The following is an 18,845-nucleotide window of genomic DNA, read 5'->3' on the forward strand; positions in this document are numbered from 1 at the left end:
CTTATTTATCGTTCAGTGCGCTTACGCCAGGTAAATCTTTCCCTTCCATAAACTCAAGGGAAGCTCCTCCACCAGTCGAAATGTGATCCATTTTATCTGCGACTTGGAATTTCTCCACAGCAGCAGCAGAATCTCCTCCACCAATCACGGTAAAGCCTTCTGTTTTCGCCATCGCTTCTGCAATTCCTTTTGTGCCACTTGCAAATGCGTCCATTTCGAATACACCCATCGGGCCATTCCACAAAATGAGTTGTGATTTTTCAATGATGTCTGCATACAGAGCGGTCGTTTTCGGTCCAATATCAAGTCCCATCCAGCCTTCTGGAATGTCACTAATATCGACGATTTTCGTTTCCGCGTCTGCTGCAAATTCGCTAGCAATAACAGCATCGATTGGAATATATAAATTGACGCCTTTATCTTTCGCTTTTTCCATAAAGGATTTCGCTAAGTCAATTTTGTCTTCTTCTAACAGGGAATTCCCGATTTCATTCCCTTGAGCTTTTGTAAATGTATACGAAAGTCCACCACCGATTAACAGGTTGTCCACTTTGTCTAATAAGTTTTCAATCACGCCAATTTTATCCTTCACTTTCGATCCACCAATAATCGCAGTGAACGGTCGCTCTGGACTCGCTAGTGCTTTCCCTAAAACGTCTAATTCTTTTTGTAATAAAAGACCAGATACTGCAGGTAAGAATGCTGCAATGCCAGCAGTAGAAGCATGCGCACGGTGTGCTGCTCCAAATGCGTCATTCACATACACATCTGCAAGTGATGCGAATTCTTTTGCAAGTGCTTCGTCATTCTTTTCTTCTCCCGCATGAAAGCGAACGTTTTCTAGTAACACAATGTCGCCGTCTTCCATTTTTTCAATCGCTTGTTTAACAGAATCTCCAATTGACTGGTCTAATTTCGTCACGGATTTCCCTAATAGTTGTTGTAATTTCTCTCCAACAGCAGTTAGACGAAATTCTTCGTTTACTTGCCCTTTTGGACGGCCCATGTGGCTCGCTAAAATGACACGTGCACCTTGCTTCACTAAAGCTTCAATCGTCGGGATTGCTGCTCGAATTCGAGTATCGTCCGTAATCTTCCCATCTTCCATTGGAACATTGAAATCGACTCGGCAAAAAACTTTTTTCGATGCAACATCGACATCTTGAATGGTTTGTTTTTGGTTCATGAAGAATTTCCTCCTAGCATCTTAAAAGAGTATGGTAAAGCGTTTATCGAAAAGAAGGAGCAGGGGTATTTTCCCTGCTCCTTCTACCCTCTTATATTATAGTCCTTTGTTATACATGTGCAAAGCTAAGTCAATACAACGAGTAGAGTAGCCTGTTTCATTGTCATACCAAGCAAGTACTTTTACCATGTTGTTTTCTAATACCATTGTAGATAAGCCATCTACCGTAGAAGAAGCATTGTTCCCGTTATAATCACGAGAGACTAGTGGTAATTCGTTGTAGTCTAAGAATCCTTTTAACTCATTCTCAGAAGCATCTTTCAGCGCTTTGTTTAATTCCTCCACCGTCACGTCTTTTTCAAGCTCAGCTACTAAGTCTACTAGTGATACGTTCGGAGTTGGCACTCGAACTGCCATACCATCTAATTTTCCTTTTAAAGAAGGAAGAACTTTTGCTACAGCAGAAGCCGCACCAGTAGTTGTCGGAATCATCGACTCTGCAGCTGCACGAGCACGACGGTAATCTTCGTGTGGAAGATCTAAAATGCGTTGATCATTTGTGTACGAGTGAATCGTTGTCATCATTCCGCGTTTCATACCGAATTTTTCTTCTAACACTTTTGCAACAGGTGCAAGACAGTTTGTTGTACAAGATGCATTCGATACCACTTTGTCAGATGTAGCATTGTAAGATTCATGGTTAACACCCATTACGAATGTTGGCATGTCACCTTTACCAGGAGCTGAAACGATGACACGTTTTGCACCAGCTTGAAGATGTTTACCAGCTGAATCTGTGTCGCGGAAAATACCTGTTGATTCAATCACGATATCAATTCCTAGGTCTCCCCATGGAAGAGCTGCAGGATCTTTTTCTGCGTACACACGAACTTTTTTGCCATTCACAACAAGTGAATCGCCTTCTGAAGAAACGTCTGCGTCAAATACGCCATGTACCGAATCATATTTTAATAAATGTGCAAGCATTGCTGCGTCTGTTAAATCATTCACCGCCACAACTTCCACGTCATTATGTTTCAATGCTTCGCGGAATACTACACGTCCAATACGTCCAAATCCATTAATCGCTAATTTTAAAGTCATACTAATTTCCTCCTAAAGTTGGTTTACTAGTTTCTTTGCCGCACCTTCATCGGTAATGAAAATCGTTTGAGAAGGGGCTTTATTCAAATAAGCGCCAATTGCAGAAGCTTTCGAACTTCCTCCTGCGACTGCAATGACGATAGGTGACTGTTCAACTTGTTCTAACTGAATCCCGACTGTTTTAATGCGATGTACCGGTTCACCTTTAGCATTGAAGTAATAACCAAATGCTTCTCCGACTGCTTTGTTCTTTGTCAGCAAGGCAACTTCCGTTTCCGATGCCTGGCGACGATTCGCCATATCAAGTGCATCCCCGATACCGTGCAACACGACATCCGCATTTTCGTAGTGCGAGATCATCTCTTTAATAATGGGTTCTTTGACCATCATGTCATACGCTTGATCACTCATTTGTTCTGGTAAATAAAGCGTTTTAGACTTAGCGTGAATGCGTTCTGCGAAATTCGAAACGATTGTATTCGCCTGCACATCCGCTTTTTCATTCATCCCGCCTCGAGCTGCTAAGAACGTTAACTGTTTTTTGTCAATAAATGCTGCAAGGTGAGGACCAATTGATGCGATCGTGCTACCACCAGTAACGGCGATATAGGATCTGTCTGTGAGACATTCTCCTAATACTTTTGCGGCACGCTGTCCAAGTAGAGACTTCGTTGACTCGTCTTGATCGGATTCTCCAGGAACGATCATCACTTTCGAAATACCATATTTCAAGCGAATCTGTTGTTCCATCTCGTCAAATCCAACCCATTGCTGGATGAAATCTTCGAGCTCATCTAATACAGAATGACCATCTGAGGTCAATTCCATGCCAGATGCTGAAACGTGAAGAAGTCCTTGTGACTTTAGTAAATCGGCTTCTTTCCTCGTTTCCCTCTCGGTCAATCCGATGCGTTCGCTTAATGCTCTTCGGCCAATTCCGCCTCCAAATTTTAAGCTAGAAAGTAATTTATACCGTTTTAATAAAATCGACGACATTTCTGGTACAAGCTTTTGAAGTGAAGCAAATGATTGATCCATCGCATCTCCTTCTTTTAGTTGGACGTCTTTTGTCCATCTATGTAATATTTTGTCCCGATATAGTTTTAGTTTACCGTGGATACCAAATGAATGCAAGTAAATACATTTCGTTGAAGTGCTTGTGTCGGTGGAATTCGTGGAAAGAGAGGGTGAAATGGCATTTTTTTGATTCTGCGTGTTATTTTATCGCATGAATCGCACCATTTTTTCGTGAATCGCACATTTTTCGAACTAATCGCACTTCGACAAGGTATTTCTACCTGCTTTCCACCCTTCAAACAGGAGCGGTACGATTTCGAACTCGAAATCGCTCATTTAAAACGATCTTTTCTCCGAATAAAAAAATCACTATGAACAACATGTCCATAGTGATTTCTTTACCTATTTTCGTTGTTGTAAACCTTCAAGTACGGTCGGGTAATCGATGATTCCTTCTTGAATGACGACTCCCTCTTGCTCAATAACCGGGATTCGCATCATATACGTTTCTAACAGAGCATCCGTCGATTCAATGTTTATCTCTTCTATTTCAATATCGATATCCGATTGCGTTAATTGTAAAACGAGCTTTGCTTCTTCACATAAATGACATTCTGGTCGTGTATAGAGTTGAACACGCATGATGATTCCTCTTTTCGTTTAATTACCAGCTACGTCCAGCCCCGCCTCCACCGGAAGAGCCACCGCCACCTCCGCGGAAACCACCACCACCTCCGCCGAAGCCTCCGCCACCGCCAAATCCACCTCCACCAAATGGAGGGAATCCAGAGCGTGTACGTGGACCTCTTCCTCCGCCGCCACCGCGGTTAGAAAGGAAGAAATAGATAAGGAGGATAATGACAACGAAGATAATGGTTCCAGTGGACATCCCACCAGAAGAATTATCTTGATTGCCAGTAGGCGAGACAACGTTTACCGCTTCGCCGTTCCAATCATACTCTTTCGAAATTTCTTCATAAAAAACTTTCATCGTATTCATGATACCGAGATTCGGATCACCTTGTTTAAAGTAAGGTATCGTATATTCGTCAAGAATACGACCAACTTTTCCGTCAGGTAACGCGCCTTCTAGCCCGTATCCAACTTCGACCCACATTTCTCGGTCTTCCATCGAAATAACGAGTAACACACCGTTATTTTTTTCGGCAGATCCTAATTCATATTCGCGAAAAGCGCGATTCGCAAAGCTTTGAATATCATCGCCTTCTAATGAATCGATCGTCAATAGACCGATTTGCGCTTGCGTTCCATCATCTAAACGTTTTGCAATTTCCGTTAATTCCGATTTCTCTTCTGATGATAATACTCCAGCAAAATCCTGCACATATATATCACCAACTGGTTTAGGAACTTCTAACGCAAAGGCTTGTGTTTGAAAGGATAAAACGGAAAAGAGCGCAGTCAGTACTACTAGCGCTATTTTTTTCATCCTTCACTCAACCCTTCAAAATCTACTTCTGGTACTTCTTGTGCGCCAGCACTTGCTTTAAAGTATTCTTTTTCATCAAATCCAAAGATTCCCGCGATCATCGCACCAGGAAAACGTTTTACTTTCTTATTATAATCCGCGACTTCGGCGTTATAGTCTTGACGAGCTACGGAAAGACGATTTTCTGTTCCAGCTAATTCATCCATCAATTGACGGAAATTCGCATCCGATTTAAGATCCGGATAATTTTCAACTACTACTAACAAACGACTTAAAGCACCCGTCAATTCATCATTCGCTGTTGCTTGATCTTCTGGCGAATTTGCTCCAGCAAGCTTCGCGCGAGCTTCTGTCACGCTTGCGATAACATCACGTTCTTGTTTCGCAAACGCTTCAACTGTTTTCACTAAGTTCGGGATTAAATCCATGCGTCGTTGCAATTGATTTTCCACTTGCGCATACGCTTGATCGACATTTTCTTCTCCATTTACAAATCCGTTATAACTTGGAATAAGCATAAGTCCTAACACAACAATAATTCCGACAACCACAAGGATTGGGATTAAACTCTTTTTCATGGTTTCACCTCTTCAATAGAATAATTATCTCTACCTTCTTTTTACGGAAATGAAACCGAAAAAGTTTCGTGATTTTACTAGTATAATAGAAAGTCTTCATATTAAAGATTAAGTTTTAACTATTCATCTATTGGATGCTATAGTTGATAGAACGTAATAGCACATCTAATAAGGAGAAATCATCAGATGAACAAACTAAAGACGTGGGCGAAAAAACTTAAACGACAACTCTATGTGCTTTACTTAGCTTATCAAGATGATCGAGTACCTTGGTTTGCCAAACTAGTCACAATCCTTGTAGTTGCTTATGCACTTAGCCCAATTGATCTGATACCTGATTTTATTCCAATAATAGGATACTTAGATGATATTATTTTAGTTCCTCTTGGTATTGTTCTTGCGTTAAAACTTATCCCAGAGGAAGTACGATTGGACTGTGAAGAAATGGCACGCAACAATATGAATCCCAAAACTCCAAAAAATTGGTGGGCTGGAGCAATGGTTCTTCTCTTATGGGTAGCGATTGGTTACTGGCTAATTCTTCGCTATACTTCCTTTTTTTAATTAACACCTGCAAAAAAGGGGACTTCACTTCTATCTTTCATCAAAAAAACTGGCTCTAATAATCAGAGCCAGTTCTTCCTTATTTCATATCTTTTTTGTGTTCGCTACGTTCGATAATGTGGTCAACTAACCCGTATTCTTTTGCACGTTCAGCTGTCATAAAGTTATCGCGATCTGTGTCTTTCGCAATGATATCAATTGGTTGACCTGTGCGTTCTGCAAGAATTTCGTTTAATTTTTCACGTAGGAATAAAATACGTTTTGCTGCAATTTCGATTTCCGTTGCTTGCCCTTGTGCTCCACCAAGTGGTTGGTGAATCATGACTTCTGCATTTGGAAGTGCATAACGTTTTCCTTTTGTTCCTGCAGCAAGTAAGAAAGCACCCATCGATGCTGCCATACCGATACATACTGTTTGTACGTCTGGTTTAATGAATTGCATGACATCGTAAATTGCCATACCAGCAGTAATACTACCACCAGGGCTATTAATGTAAATAGAGATATCTTTTTCTGGATCTTCTGCTTCTAAGAAAAGTAATTGCGCAACGATGGAGTTTGCCACGTTGTCATCAATTCCGCTCCCTAGCATAATTACACGGTCTTTTAATAAACGAGAGTAAATATCGTATGCACGTTCACCGCGGTTTGTTTGTTCAATAACTGTTGGAATTAAGTTCATGTGAAAAGCCTCCCTTTTTTATCTACATCCATCATATGTCTTTTAGTCAAGAAAGGTCAAACGTAATGCTTTCTTGAAATGTATTGTACATCCCGAACATTCTTTGTATAATGAAAAAGTTGACTGCCCTCGTAGTGTAATGGATAACACGTAAGATTCCGGTTCTTAAAATAGGGGTTCGATTCCCTTCGAGGGCGTACTTTTACCTTCCTACATAAAAAAGACGTACAATTGATTGGAACGGCACGTATCGCTTATGCTCTACGTGTTTTTTTATTCCGCTTTTTCAATCATTTCCACAAGTGCTTGGACTGCTTCTTCCTCATCTACCCCGTCTGCTTCAATCTTAACCGTCGTTCCACGACTAATTGCCAGACTCATGACACCCATAATACTTTTCGCATTTACTTTTTTCTCTTCTTTTTCTAAAAAAACGTCTGATACAAAGCGGTTTGCTTCTTGCACAAATAATGCCGCTTGCCTTGCTTGTAATCCGGATTTTAGTGCCACTTCTGCTGTTTGCTCTTTCATTAGCCCATATCCCCTTTTCGTTATTTCAATTGGTCCATCGATTTTCCAGATCGTAAAGCTTCTGCTATTTCATCTAATTTACGAAGACGATGATTAATACCGGATTTACTTACTGTTCCAGTAGACACCATTTCGCCTAGTTCTTTTAATGTGACATCTTGGTATTCAACTCGTAAGCGGGCAATCTCCTTTAATTTCTCTGGAAGTTGATCGAGTCCGATTGCGTTGTCGATGTATCGTATATTTTCCACTTGGCGCAGTGCAGCACCAATGGTTTTATTCAAATTCGCTGTTTCACAATTTACTAGTCGGTTAACACTATTACGCATATCACGCACAATTCGAACGTCTTCAAATTTCAGCAACGCGCCGTGCGCTCCTGCAATCCCTAAAAAGTCAGCGATTTTCTCTGCTTCTTTTAAATACGTAACATAGCCTTTTTTACGCTCTATTGTTTTTGCATTTAAACGGAATTTGTTCATCAATTTTTCTAGTGCTTCGGAATGATCTTTGTATAACGAATAGATTTCTAAATGATACGAAGACGTTTCAGGATTGTTGACTGAACCTCCTGCTAAAAACGCTCCTCGTAAATAGGCTCTCTTACAACAATCTTTTTTAATCAATTCTTTATCAATATGGTGATGGAACTCAAATGTTTCCGAGACAATGGAGAGATCATCTAATATATGCTTTGCACCGTCTCGAACACGGCATATATAGACATTATTTTTCTTCAGTCTCATTTTTTTTCGAACAAGTAATTCTACTTGGTACGGATAATTGGATTTCAACATGGTATACAAGCGTCTTGCTATTGCGGCATTCTCTGTTTGTACGTCTAAACTAATCGTTCGGTTCGAAAATCCGAGCGCACCGTTCATCCGTATGAGAGCGGATAATTCAGCCTTAGAACAACATGGCTTCATCTCCGCTTGCGTCATTTCTTTCTTTGTTTCGGATGCAAACGACAAGAGTCTCCCCCCCTCTCTACTTATCTTCTGGATACTCCGTTTTCCGCATGTGCAACCAGCCATTCCGCTACCTTATATGCATCATGGCGAATTGCTCCTTCACGAATCGTCGCAATATCTTTTTTCACGACACTGATTCCTAATTGAATGAGTCGGCTTTCATCGTAACTTACTGGTTTCGATTGTTCTTCTTCATACGCGCGTTGAACGTCCGCCGGAGCCTCATCGGTGTTTAATAAAATCGTATGGATAAAAGGTGCACCCATATGCATCATGAGCGCACGCACATGGTCAGCTGCAGAATAATCCTGCGTTTCCCCAGCTTGTGTCATTAAATTACAGACATATACATTTGGTGCACTAGAAGCTAATATCGCTTTTTTTATATCTTCGACTAATAAATTCGGAAGGATACTCGTATATAAACTACCTGGGCCAAACACAATAAGATCTGCCTTTTGAATCGCTCGGATCGCATCTGGTAACGCTTGCACATCATTCGGCGTCAAAAATACACGGTAAATTCGCTGATTGTAGGTTGGGATTTTTGATTCCCCTGTAACAATCGTGCCGTCTTCCAACTCAGCATGTAGTGTAATTCGCTGATTAGCTGCCGGCAAGACCGTACCATTCACATTTAGTACACGACTCATTTCTCGAATGGCATGCGAAAAATCACCAGTAATATCCGTTAACGCTGTTAACATCAGATTCCCAAGAGAATGTCCTGCTAAATCCGGCGAATTGCTAAAACGATATTGGAACATTTCTTCTACCAATGGTTCGACTTCCGAAAGCGCTGCCATTACTTTTCGTATATCTCCAGGTGGGGGAATCGAATAATCGTCCCCTAATCTTCCGGAACTACCTCCATCATCAGCTACAGTAACAATTGCTGTAATATCAACTGGGAATTTTTTTAATCCTCGAAGTAACGTGGAAAGTCCAGTTCCGCCGCCGATAATGACGATATTCTTCCGGCCTTTGGAACGCGACATCCCATCAGCCCTTTCTCAGCTTAATGTCACGATGCGTGACCACTGTATCATAATCTAGTCCCAATAGTTTACCATAGTATTCCGCTAAGGTAACAGAACGATGCTGACCACCTGTACATCCGAAAGCAATGACTAATTGACGCTTTCCTTCCTTCTTGTACAACGGAATCATGTATCGCAGTAAATCGGTTAACTTTTCGATTAACACTTTTGTTTCCTCGAATTTTAAAACGTATCCACTTACCTCTTCATTCATTCCCGTAAGCGGTCGTAAATTTTCGATATAATATGGATTTGGCAAGAAACGAACATCGAACACCAAATCGGCATCAATCGGAAGACCATGCTTAAAGCCAAACGACAGAATATTTACTGTAAACGTTGCAGACTCTTGTGAGTTAAATTCCTGTTGGATCTTTTCACGCAACTGCACTGGTTTTAAACTCGATGTTTGGAAAATGAAGTTCGCTCTGCCCTTCAACTCTGACAATAATTGCCTCTCTTTGTGAATTCCATCTAACGGTAGACCTGCTGGCGCAAGTGGATGCGAACGGCGAGACTCTTTGTATCGTCTTACTAGCGTCTGATCATCTGCATCTAAAAACACAATTTTCGGTGTAATTTGCAGTTCCTTTGATAAAGAATCGAGGGTGCCTATGAGGGAATCGAACATATCTCCGCCGCGCATGTCAATAACAGCCGCGACTTTACGCATATCCTTCCCCGATTCTTTCATTAACTTTAAAAACGTCATTAATAGGGCTGGAGGTAAATTATCGATACAGAAAAATCCCAAATCCTCAAAACTTTGGATAGCTACTGTTTTTCCTGCTCCAGACATTCCTGTGATCAAAACAAATTGATTATCAATCGAGGGTGAGTTATCCATTTAACACGTCTCCTTCAGACGAAGATTGTAAGTGTTGTTTCAACAGTTGAAACTCTTCTGTGTAATGAAACGTTCCGTACTGTGTTCCACTTTCCTTCACAGCAAACAAAAGATTCGCTCGATCTCCTTCTGCCATTGGTAACGACTCTAAATGTTCGATAGGATGCCATTCAAGCAATCCTTCTCTTGTTTCCTCCCACGGAGTCCCTGTAAGACCATTCGCTACAAAAGTAAATAACATCCACTCATCTTTCACTACTTCACCGTCTTCGATCACCATCGTATAAATTCCTTTTAAATGTGGTTGAATAGGTTTTGCATTTGTTTCTTCTGTAAATTCTCGAATTGCCGCGTCGTAAATCGATTCTTCCGGCTCCACTTTTCCACCAGGAGCTACATACCAATTTCGCCTTGGCTTTTTCAAAAGCAATACTTGCCCATCTTGGACAACTAACAAATTCGCAATTCGTTGCACGTTTCACACTCCGCCCTCTGTAAACTCACTTCTTCTATTATACCGAAAGTTACAGATGCATATCAAAGTCTTTGCAAGAAAGAGAGAGGATTTTTGAGAATAGTTATGGATGAATTGAATAGAAAGAATTTTTTATTAGAAAATGGTTGATTCTGAGTTGTTTCTTTACATCTTTGAACTGAACGCTTGTAATTCGGCATTAATCGCTTGTAAACCTCAACGAGCGCTTATAAACTCGACTTGTACGCTTATATTTAGAAGCTGAACTCTTATAAATCGTCCATTACCGCTTATAACCGTATATGTATACTAAACTTTTCTTATCCTTACTAATTAACTGCCCCACATCGCGTACTTCTGATTCAGAAATCCTTCATTCATCATTCAAACTAAAAAAGAGACCGCCTCTCCAATTAACTTGGAAAAACGGTCTTTCAAAGGTAATGCTATTAAAAAGGGGGTCAATTTAATAACTTCACTATACATCATCAATGTTGCACAGACATTACAGGATGGTTAAGGAATGATTAAATATTATGAATTTACACTTAACTTTTCGTGTAATTCTTCTAAATAAGCTTGTGCGGTTTGCGCCGCAATACTGCCGTCGCCAGTTGCCGTGACAATTTGACGAAGCATTTTATCACGAACATCCCCAGCAGCGAAGATTCCTGGAATCGATGTTTCCATTCGTTCGTTCGTTACGACATAGCCCATTTCGTTTAAAATGCCTAGCTCTGTGAATGGTTTTGTCAGTGGCAACATACCGATGTACACAAATACACCATCTGCAGGGAAAACCGTTTCTGTTCCATCTTGCGTATTCACAAGGGTAACACTTCCGACTTTGCCATTGTCTTCATTGATTTCTTTAACGGTTGAATTCCAGATGAAGTCAATTTTTTCATTCGCAAATGCGCGGTCTTGGAGAATTTTTTGCGCACGTAATGTATCGCGGCGATGTACAATCGTTACTTTTTTCGCAAAGCGTGTTAAGTAAACGCCTTCTTCTACTGCAGAGTCTCCTCCACCTACAACAACTAATTCTTTTTCTTTAAAGAATGCGCCGTCACAGACTGCACAATAACTTACACCGCGCCCTCCAAGCTCCACTTCGCCCGGAACGCCCATTTTTTTGTATTCAGCACCTGTACTAATGATAATGGAGCGTGTTTTATATTCTTTCCCACCAGCTAAAATGGTTTTGTACGCTTCGCCGTCTTTAATTTCTTGAACATCTCCGTATGCGTATTCTGCACCGAATTTTTTCGCGTGCTCGAACATTTTGGTCGATAATTCTGGTCCAAGAATGTGTTCGAATCCTGGGTAGTTTTCCACTTCTTCCGTGTTTGCCATTTGGCCACCTGGAATTCCGCGTTCTAACATTAATGTTTTTAAATTTGCACGAGATGTATACACGGCCGCGGTCATTCCTGCAGGACCTGCACCGATAATAATTACGTCATAAATTGTTTCTTCTGTCATGATTCATCCTCCTAGACTACTTCGTCTCGGTAAAATCGTATGTGAAATTTGTCGCGACGACAAGTTTTTTGCTTAAGCGTCAAAAAGCGGCAAAAATTGAATTAATTCCGAAACATATTTCGTTAATGTTGCGGAAGTGGTGCCATAATTTTCAGAAATCGCTTTTTTCGTGATGCCATCTTCGCGAGAAGACTGGAACATATAGTCAGCTGCAGCAGCGAGCGCTTTTGGATTACGAAATGAGTAGTCCTTATCTATCCCACGTTCCATTAATACAAACCACATTTGGAATAAATAAGATCCACCTGTCGCCACTGGATGATGCTGTTCATACAGTAAATTGGTTGCTTCGAACGCTCGTAGAAACGTAGGTGAAACGGTTTTTAAATCGTCCGACTCACCAATAGCGGCCGCTAACATCCATTTCTCTAGCGGACTATACTCTTCGACATTAATCCACTCAGGATGCGAAATGATTTCTTGACGATGAGCGGTTTTATTCAATAAAAACAAGCCAAATAACCGTTCACTTCGATACGCATTTTCCAATTTCTCCACGATGAAGTCTCGGTTATGTTCTAGTCCTTTTAACGTATCGCCTGCTTTTTGGCCAAGCCACGGCTCGAGTCCTTCTTTATCAGGAGCTAAAAGTAATAGCTGTTCCCATGCCTGTCGAGCGATTTTTTCATGTCCAGAAAAGTACGCAGAATGCGAGAGCCAAAAGTAGAAACCTGCATCTCCTTCATGCCCTTTTTTCTGAAGAGAACGCAACCATTTATACGCTTGTTCGTATTTTCCCACAAGCGCGAATGTTGCACCAAGTTTATACCGGTGCTCTAACATGTACGGTTGAATTTTCGATAACACTTGTAAATAGTGCGTCAGTTCTTCTTCATTTTTTTCGTAATAATGAAGGACAGCAAGGTTGCAAAGCGCGTGTAAATTCCCAGTATTTCGTCGTAGCACATCGTGAAGAAGTGCTTTCGATTGTTCCACTTCTCCGACGTAAAAATACGCAAGTGCTAAATTGTTATACGCACTCCAGAAATCTGGATGCTCTTCAATCACTTTTTCGAGTAATGAAATCGCCGATTCGAATTCACCATTTTCCATCCACTTTCTCGCACGCTCTTGTAGCGCAAAACGCTCGCCTTCTTCTCCGTCTAGATCAAACTGCGCAAGCTCTTCTTGATCGGTAAAATCCATAATTTCCATTGCTTCTTCTGCGTAACTTCCATCAGGATCCATTTCTAAATAAAGCTTTGCATATTTTCTAGCATCGACTAAAAACCCTAAATGGGCATTCACTTCAGATAAGAAAAACACAATATCCGATTCGGAATCCTCGAGTAAATACGCTTCATTTAACAACTGAAGCGCATGTTCAAACCGTTCACTCTCGAGTTCCACAATCGCATACTGCATTAAAATCATGGCATCATTCGGACTTAACTCCACTGCACGTTTTAAATACAGTTGCGCCTTATCGTACTGATCACGACTTAATGCTTGTAATGCTTTCTGATAGTAGTACTCTCCTGTAGGTAGGAAAGATACAATATTTTGTTTCGTGTCGTTCTGTTTCTTCTTCTCCAAACAATTGCCTCCGAACATAAAAAAAGGGACTGCGAAGGTCCCTTACAGTATCTTGTAAGTATATCATATTCTATGCAAATTTACTGTTTCGCATGATGACGCTCTCTTTTAAAAATCGAACTTCACCGCACGTTCTTCTGCTGTATAGATAAGTTGCATCGGATTACCTCCAACAAACGATCCAGCAGGTACATCTTGATGGACAAGGGTACCCGCTGAGACGATGGCACCATCGCCAATGGTAACGCCTGGAAGAATCGTCGAATTCGCGCCGATCATTACTTCATTGCCAATCCGCACATCGCCAATTCGATATTCATGAATAATATATTCATGCGCTAAAATGGTAGTGTTGTAGCCTATGATACAGTTATCTCCGATGGAAATACGTTCTGGAAACATAATATCTGGCATCACCATTAAAGCAAATGATGTTTTCTCCCCCACTTTCATGCGAAGAAAAGTTCGATACAGCCAGTTTTTCACCGGCAATAAAGGGGTATAACGTGCAAGCTGGATCACTAAAAAGTTTTTCATCACTTTCCAAAAGGAAACAGTTTTATAAATGTGCCATAAGGAGTTTGCGCCTTGAACCGGATAACGTTCCGTTTTTCTCATGTCGACCAAACTTCCTTTCGCTTCCTTGCTTCCGCTTGTTGCCACAGTTTCGAAACGACGATTGTTAAGACAAAAGCCGTAACTAAGCGAAGGAGAAACAGCGGTAATATTGGAATTCCAAGTGGTAGGAAGATTAATGTGTCTTCCACTACGGCATGACATGCCACTAAAAAGATGAATACAAGTGTAGCATCTTTTTTACTGACACCATCCTCTTGCACCGCTTGAATCATCACACCCGCACCGAACGCCAGTCCAATGACTAAACCAGAAATAAGCGTCATCGAGGCATTTGGCTGAATGCCCAACAATTTTGTAAAGGGTTCGATTTTCTTTGATGCGCGTTGTAAATATAGTTTTTCTTTCAAATATTGAATCATGATCATTAACGGAATGACGACCAGTGCAAATTGAAGGACACCAAACGATGCTTTTTGTAAGCCGAACATGAAAATGTCGAACCAGCCATCTGGCACCATTCCGCTTTTTGGTGCAAGACCATACTGAGCGATTTCGCCTCCACCTTGCCATACAAGGTTGATCACGATGGCAGAGAGAGCTGCTAGTCCTAACCGAACAAGCAACACGACCCACAATTTCACCCCAACTTTTAACGCAACTGCCGTTTCGATGAATAAATTATGTGAAAAAGACAGCATGACCGCAATGATGAATACTTCTTTGACAGACAAATCGAGCGAGATAATTCCCGCAATACCTGCGTATAAATTGATTGCATTTCCCAACACAAGTGGGATTGCTGCATCTCCACTCAAACCAAAGAGTTTCATGAAAGGTGCAATTTTATCGATTACCCAAGGTAAGACTGGTGTATGCTGCAAAATCACAACAAGTAATGTTATTGGAAATATGACTTTACTTAGCGTCCATGTCGTTTTAAGTCCCGCTTGTAATCCACGTGTTAAAATTCCCATATCCTTCACCCTTCTACGCGTCTTGATAACGCGGAAGTTTCTCTTTTTTCATTCGACGGGTAATGAAAATCACTAGTGCCACGACAAAAGCCACGACGGATACCACTTGTGCTGTGCGTAATTCTCCGACCAAATACAAACTATCCGTACGCATTCCTTCAATGAAGAAACGACCAAACGAATACCACATGATGTAAAACAACGTCATTTCTCCGCGAATTAATCGAACTTTTCGAAGCAACAACATAATAATGACGCCAGTGAAATTCCAAATAGATTCATACAAGAACGTCGGATGGTAATACGTTCCGTTAATGTTCATTTGGTTAATAATCCACTCCGGAATATGTAAATCTTCTAAAAAGGCTCTTGAAACAGGACCACCGTGAGCTTCTTGGTTCATAAAATTGCCCCAACGACCAATCGTTTGACCGATTAAAATACTTGGAACGACTATGTCCGTCACTTTCAAAAAAGGCTCATTGCGTTTTTTTGTAAAAATATAGGCGACGAGGAAGGACACAATTAGCGCACCATGAATGGCTAGTCCACCATTCCAAATTTGAATACTCTCAATTGGATTATCTGCGTAGCGGTCCCATTCGGACAATACATAGTAAATTCGTGCTCCCACGATTGCCAGTGGAATTGCCCATATTAATAAATCGGTTAAAAAGTCCGGATGAAAGCCTCGCTTGACCATCTCTGCTTGCGCCACTAAAAAGGCAATGACAATGCCTGATGCGATGATCACCCCGTACCATCTAACATCAATCGGGCCGATAGAAAAAGCAATCGGATCCATAATGTTCAATAAAAAACTCATGTGAAACTCCTCTCCATCTGTTAACGAGTACCTTCTTCTTTTTGTTCAATCACTTCATTCAAACGGTTAGAAAACTCTTCTGCCGTATTGACACCCATTCGTTTTAATCGGTAATCCATCGCTGCAACTTCTACAATGACCGATAGATTTCGACCGGGACGAACTGGAACGGTGAGTTTTGGAAGACTCGTATCCATAATTTGCATTTTTTCTTCATCTAATCCTAAACGGTCATACGTTTTCTTCTCATCCCAAATCTCTAAATCCATGACAAGCGAAATACGCTTGTGATTTCGGACTGCACTCGCCCCAAAAAGCGTCATAATATTAATGATGCCAATACCTCTAATTTCGAGCAAATGTTCAATCAAATTGGGTGCGTTTCCGATAAGTGTATTTTCGCCTTCTTGACGAATTTCCACACAATCATCGGCTACTAAACGATGACCTCGCTTCACTAATTCTAACGCAGTCTCACTCTTCCCGACACCACTTTTGCCTGTAATTAAAACCCCAATGCCATAAATGTCCACTAAAACGCCATGAACGGCTGTCGTTGGAGCAAGTTTACTTTCTAAAAAGTTTGTCAGCAAACTCGAAAAACGAGTCGTAGGCATCTTCGCAGTAAGCACCGGCACATGATTCGAGTTAGAAGCCGAGATCAATTCCTTAGGCGCTTCCATTTCATGTGACACAATGATCGCCGGTGTATTCTCCGAGCACAGACGTAACATACGTTCATGTTTTTCCGACGTCGTTAACATATCAAAAAAGGATAATTCCGTTTTTCCCAACAATTGAATTCGATTTTCAGGATAATGTGTAAAATAACCGGCCATCTCAAGACCAGGACGTGAAATATCACTCACCGTAATATGACGACCAATACCTTCTGCGCCGCTAACCAGCTCTAATTTAAACGTCTCCATCACATCTTTGACGGTAACATGTGCCATTTATTCTTCACCTCAATTAGTCAATCTCAGTCGCATCATACTGCCCACTATTTTACCACTCCTAATAAGATTTAACAGAAAAATAATGTTGCTTGTCCCTTTTTAGTCGTTGCTATCTATTCCTTTTAATAGGAGGCGATATAAATGCTTAAAATTGCGTTAGATGCTGGGCATGGTGCCCAAACGCCCGGGAAGCGAACCCCAGATGGAAGAATGCGAGAATTTCAGTTCAATGAAGCTGTTGCAGTAGAACTAAAGAAGCGATGGATGAAGAAAGGATGGCTCGTTGTTTTTACGCATGACAAAACGAAAGATGTCTCCTTGCACGAGCGAGTCGAACTCGCAAATCGGATGAAAGTCGATCTCTTTGTATCGATACATGCCAACGCATTTGGTTCTGGTTGGAATGACGCAAACGGCATTGAAACGTTTACATGCACACATGCACAACCTACAAGTCGAGCCATCGCACAAGCAATTCAACTGTCACTAAGTAAACGAACAGGGAGAAAAAATCGTGGAGTGAAAGAAGCAGACTTCACGGTATTGAAGCGAACGTTTATGCCCGCTGTATTAGTAGAATGCGGATTTATGACAAATAAAGAAGAAGCTGCGTTGTTACAAAGCACGGCATACCGCCAACTTTGTGCGGAAGCAATTGGAATAGGAGTGGAGGAGTACTTTCAACAGTAGTTAAGCTTATGGGAAGATTGCCAGGACAAAAACAAGTGATTCCAGGACAAAATCGCGTTTTCAGAGTCAATTTCGAGTCATTCCGGGACAAAATGGAACATTTCAAGGACAAAATCAAGAAAAACCGAACATTAGCCAAAAATTTACAATAATAAAACACTCCGCTTCAACGCTTCGTTCGATCGAAGTCGTTAAAGTGGAGTGTTTTCGTTTTAAGCAAATAGTTATTGAGCTGTCGAACTATATTTTACAAGAACAGAACCCATTTTAGCTTCTCCTTCAATTTTCAACGGAGTGCCGCTAAATCCGTCCACTTGTTTAGAGAATCGAATTCGTTTTTGTAAAAACTGCTCTGATTCACTTTTATGTTGCACATCTTGTAGTGCTACATCCATTTTTCCTAAGTGAGACGAAATTTCTCCCTCTAAGGAAACTGATGATGGAATATAAATCTCGACAGATCCAGCGATTGCGGATGCCTCGATTTTCTTCGCTTCTTTGTCAGTCGTAGTGACCACAACGTGTCCGTTAACAGAACTCGCTTCAATATCGCGCAATTCACCATCGATATAAATGCGGCCGTTCACAGTTTCCACGTTGACTTCCGTCGCTTTCACTGTTTGCATATGAATCGCGCCATTGATTAAGCGCGCCTTAATTGTTTGGTACTTTTTCGCTGGAATGAAAAGCTTCACATTTACTTGTGTCGCTTTCAAGTCACTAATAATACGTAATTTGCCATTATCGACGACAAACAAAAATTTCTCCATAAAGAGTTTTTTCGGATCTTCTTCATTCGTTCGATACGATTTCACGTGGCATTCTGCCCGAACTTCGTTCGAATCACTCGTCAGAATCTCTAATTTCCCGTTTGCTAATTCGACGGAAATATCTTCAAATGACTCATTTTCTTTAGTGAACCTGTGATGAAACTCCTTCGCTTCGCCAAACGGCATATCAAAGTCAAATGTCTTCACTTTTCCTACCGCCGTTTGCATGAATTGCATAAATTTATCACCAAATTGGGTGAAGTCTCGTTTCAAATCTTCGATAAATTCGTCTGCTTTTGGATCTTTCTTTTCCGAATACTGTTGACCAGCAGAATACGTCGACTGGCTTTGCGAATTCGATTGTGAGTGGGACGATGTGTTTACTGTCGTATTTGTCGTATCGTTGTTCAGTTTTTCGAGTAAGACTAGCGCTTCACTTGCAGACAATTGGCCATTTTCTACCATATCCAAGATTCGTTTGCGTTCATTTTGCATGAATAATCCTCCTCATTTTTTCC

At 41.0% G+C, this 18,845-nt stretch carries 21 protein-coding genes and 1 tRNA gene; 3 read left to right on the top strand and 19 right to left on the bottom strand.

Annotated elements, in window-relative coordinates; genetic code table 11:
* Window position 1: 1 nt before the first annotated feature.
* The 6 genes from D3873_RS09545 to D3873_RS09570 form a co-directional block, all read right to left on the bottom strand.
* Complete coding sequence (locus D3873_RS09545) at window positions 2–1,186, bottom strand: phosphoglycerate kinase (protein WP_119883820.1); 1,185 nt, start codon at window positions 1,184–1,186, stop codon at window positions 2–4.
* 96 nt (window positions 1,187–1,282) lie between these two features.
* The gene (gene gap / locus D3873_RS09550; RefSeq protein WP_119883821.1) at window positions 1,283–2,290 is read right to left on the bottom strand and encodes a type I glyceraldehyde-3-phosphate dehydrogenase; all 1,008 of its coding nucleotides are present in this window, start codon (window positions 2,288–2,290) and stop codon (window positions 1,283–1,285) included.
* A gap of 12 nt (window positions 2,291–2,302) precedes the next feature.
* Window positions 2,303–3,328: a sugar-binding transcriptional regulator gene (locus tag D3873_RS09555; RefSeq protein WP_119883822.1), complete on the bottom strand. Its 1,026-nt coding sequence runs from the start codon at window positions 3,326–3,328 to the stop codon at window positions 2,303–2,305.
* A 381-nt stretch (window positions 3,329–3,709) separates the two neighbouring features.
* Entirely contained in the window at window positions 3,710–3,949 is a 240-nt protein-coding gene (locus D3873_RS09560; protein WP_119883823.1) for a glutaredoxin family protein, read from the bottom strand.
* A 22-nt stretch (window positions 3,950–3,971) separates the two neighbouring features.
* Window positions 3,972–4,757 carry a TPM domain-containing protein gene (locus D3873_RS09565; protein ID WP_119883824.1) on the bottom strand — a complete coding sequence of 262 codons (786 nt, stop codon included), beginning with the start codon at window positions 4,755–4,757 and terminating at the stop codon, window positions 3,972–3,974.
* Window positions 4,754–5,335 (bottom strand): LemA family protein, encoded by a 582-nt coding sequence (locus tag D3873_RS09570; protein ID WP_119883825.1) that lies wholly within the window; start codon window positions 5,333–5,335, stop codon window positions 4,754–4,756. Before D3873_RS09570 ends, D3873_RS09565 begins: the two co-directional genes overlap by 4 nt.
* Before the next feature lie 186 nt (window positions 5,336–5,521).
* Between D3873_RS09570 and D3873_RS09575 the strand changes: the two genes are divergently transcribed.
* A complete protein-coding gene (locus tag D3873_RS09575) occupies window positions 5,522–5,899 on the top strand; it encodes a YkvA family protein (RefSeq protein WP_119883826.1) in 378 nt (125 codons plus the stop codon).
* Between the two features lie 79 nt (window positions 5,900–5,978).
* On the opposite strand, the gene clpP is transcribed toward D3873_RS09575, so the two are convergent.
* A complete protein-coding gene (clpP, locus tag D3873_RS09580) occupies window positions 5,979–6,581 on the bottom strand; it encodes an ATP-dependent Clp endopeptidase proteolytic subunit ClpP (protein WP_119883827.1) in 603 nt (200 codons plus the stop codon).
* A 125-nt stretch (window positions 6,582–6,706) separates the two neighbouring features.
* Between clpP and D3873_RS09585 the strand changes: the two genes are divergently transcribed.
* Window positions 6,707–6,778, top strand: a tRNA-Arg gene (locus tag D3873_RS09585).
* A 76-nt stretch (window positions 6,779–6,854) separates the two neighbouring features.
* Here D3873_RS09585 and D3873_RS09590 read toward each other — a convergent pair.
* The 11 genes from D3873_RS09590 to hprK all read right to left on the bottom strand — a co-directional run bounded on the left by D3873_RS09590 (window position 6,855) and on the right by hprK (window position 16,864).
* Window positions 6,855–7,112 carry an HPr family phosphocarrier protein gene (locus tag D3873_RS09590; RefSeq protein ID WP_119883828.1) on the bottom strand — a complete coding sequence of 86 codons (258 nt, stop codon included), beginning with the start codon at window positions 7,110–7,112 and terminating at the stop codon, window positions 6,855–6,857.
* 20 nt (window positions 7,113–7,132) lie between these two features.
* Complete coding sequence (gene whiA / locus D3873_RS09595) at window positions 7,133–8,086, bottom strand: DNA-binding protein WhiA (protein ID WP_119883829.1); 954 nt, start codon at window positions 8,084–8,086, stop codon at window positions 7,133–7,135.
* 20 nt (window positions 8,087–8,106) lie between these two features.
* Window positions 8,107–9,084 carry a gluconeogenesis factor YvcK family protein gene (locus D3873_RS09600; RefSeq protein ID WP_119883830.1) on the bottom strand — a complete coding sequence of 326 codons (978 nt, stop codon included), beginning with the start codon at window positions 9,082–9,084 and terminating at the stop codon, window positions 8,107–8,109.
* 4 nt (window positions 9,085–9,088) lie between these two features.
* Entirely contained in the window at window positions 9,089–9,973 is an 885-nt protein-coding gene (rapZ, locus tag D3873_RS09605) for an RNase adapter RapZ (protein ID WP_119883831.1), read from the bottom strand.
* Window positions 9,966–10,448 carry an 8-oxo-dGTP diphosphatase gene (locus D3873_RS09610; protein ID WP_119883832.1) on the bottom strand — a complete coding sequence of 161 codons (483 nt, stop codon included), beginning with the start codon at window positions 10,446–10,448 and terminating at the stop codon, window positions 9,966–9,968. Before D3873_RS09610 ends, rapZ begins: the two co-directional genes overlap by 8 nt.
* A 534-nt stretch (window positions 10,449–10,982) precedes the next feature.
* Window positions 10,983–11,933, bottom strand: coding sequence for a thioredoxin-disulfide reductase (trxB, locus tag D3873_RS09615; RefSeq protein ID WP_119883833.1), 951 nt, complete (start codon window positions 11,931–11,933; stop codon window positions 10,983–10,985).
* A gap of 72 nt (window positions 11,934–12,005) precedes the next feature.
* Entirely contained in the window at window positions 12,006–13,529 is a 1,524-nt protein-coding gene (locus D3873_RS09620) for a tetratricopeptide repeat protein (RefSeq protein ID WP_119883834.1), read from the bottom strand.
* 108 nt (window positions 13,530–13,637) lie between these two features.
* Entirely contained in the window at window positions 13,638–14,147 is a 510-nt protein-coding gene (locus D3873_RS09625) for an acyltransferase (protein WP_119883835.1), read from the bottom strand.
* A complete protein-coding gene (locus tag D3873_RS09630; protein ID WP_119883836.1) occupies window positions 14,144–15,082 on the bottom strand; it encodes a nucleoside recognition domain-containing protein in 939 nt (312 codons plus the stop codon). Before D3873_RS09630 ends, D3873_RS09625 begins: the two co-directional genes overlap by 4 nt.
* A 13-nt stretch (window positions 15,083–15,095) precedes the next feature.
* Window positions 15,096–15,908: a prolipoprotein diacylglyceryl transferase gene (gene lgt, locus D3873_RS09635; protein ID WP_119883837.1), complete on the bottom strand. Its 813-nt coding sequence runs from the start codon at window positions 15,906–15,908 to the stop codon at window positions 15,096–15,098.
* Between the two features lie 20 nt (window positions 15,909–15,928).
* A complete protein-coding gene (hprK, locus tag D3873_RS09640; RefSeq protein WP_119883838.1) occupies window positions 15,929–16,864 on the bottom strand; it encodes an HPr(Ser) kinase/phosphatase in 936 nt (311 codons plus the stop codon).
* A 144-nt stretch (window positions 16,865–17,008) separates the two neighbouring features.
* On the opposite strand from hprK, the gene D3873_RS09645 reads away from it, so the two are divergent.
* Complete coding sequence (locus tag D3873_RS09645; RefSeq protein WP_119883839.1) at window positions 17,009–17,557, top strand: N-acetylmuramoyl-L-alanine amidase family protein; 549 nt, start codon at window positions 17,009–17,011, stop codon at window positions 17,555–17,557.
* 224 nt (window positions 17,558–17,781) lie between these two features.
* Here the strand turns inward: D3873_RS09645 and D3873_RS09650 are convergent, their stop codons facing one another.
* Window positions 17,782–18,822: a DUF4097 family beta strand repeat-containing protein gene (locus D3873_RS09650; protein ID WP_119883840.1), complete on the bottom strand. Its 1,041-nt coding sequence runs from the start codon at window positions 18,820–18,822 to the stop codon at window positions 17,782–17,784.
* Window positions 18,823–18,845: the final 23 nt, after the last annotated feature.

Origin of the sequence: Paenisporosarcina cavernae (genome assembly GCF_003595195.1) — a bacterium.
In the GTDB taxonomy this organism is placed as follows: domain Bacteria; phylum Bacillota; class Bacilli; order Bacillales_A; family Planococcaceae; genus Paenisporosarcina; species Paenisporosarcina cavernae.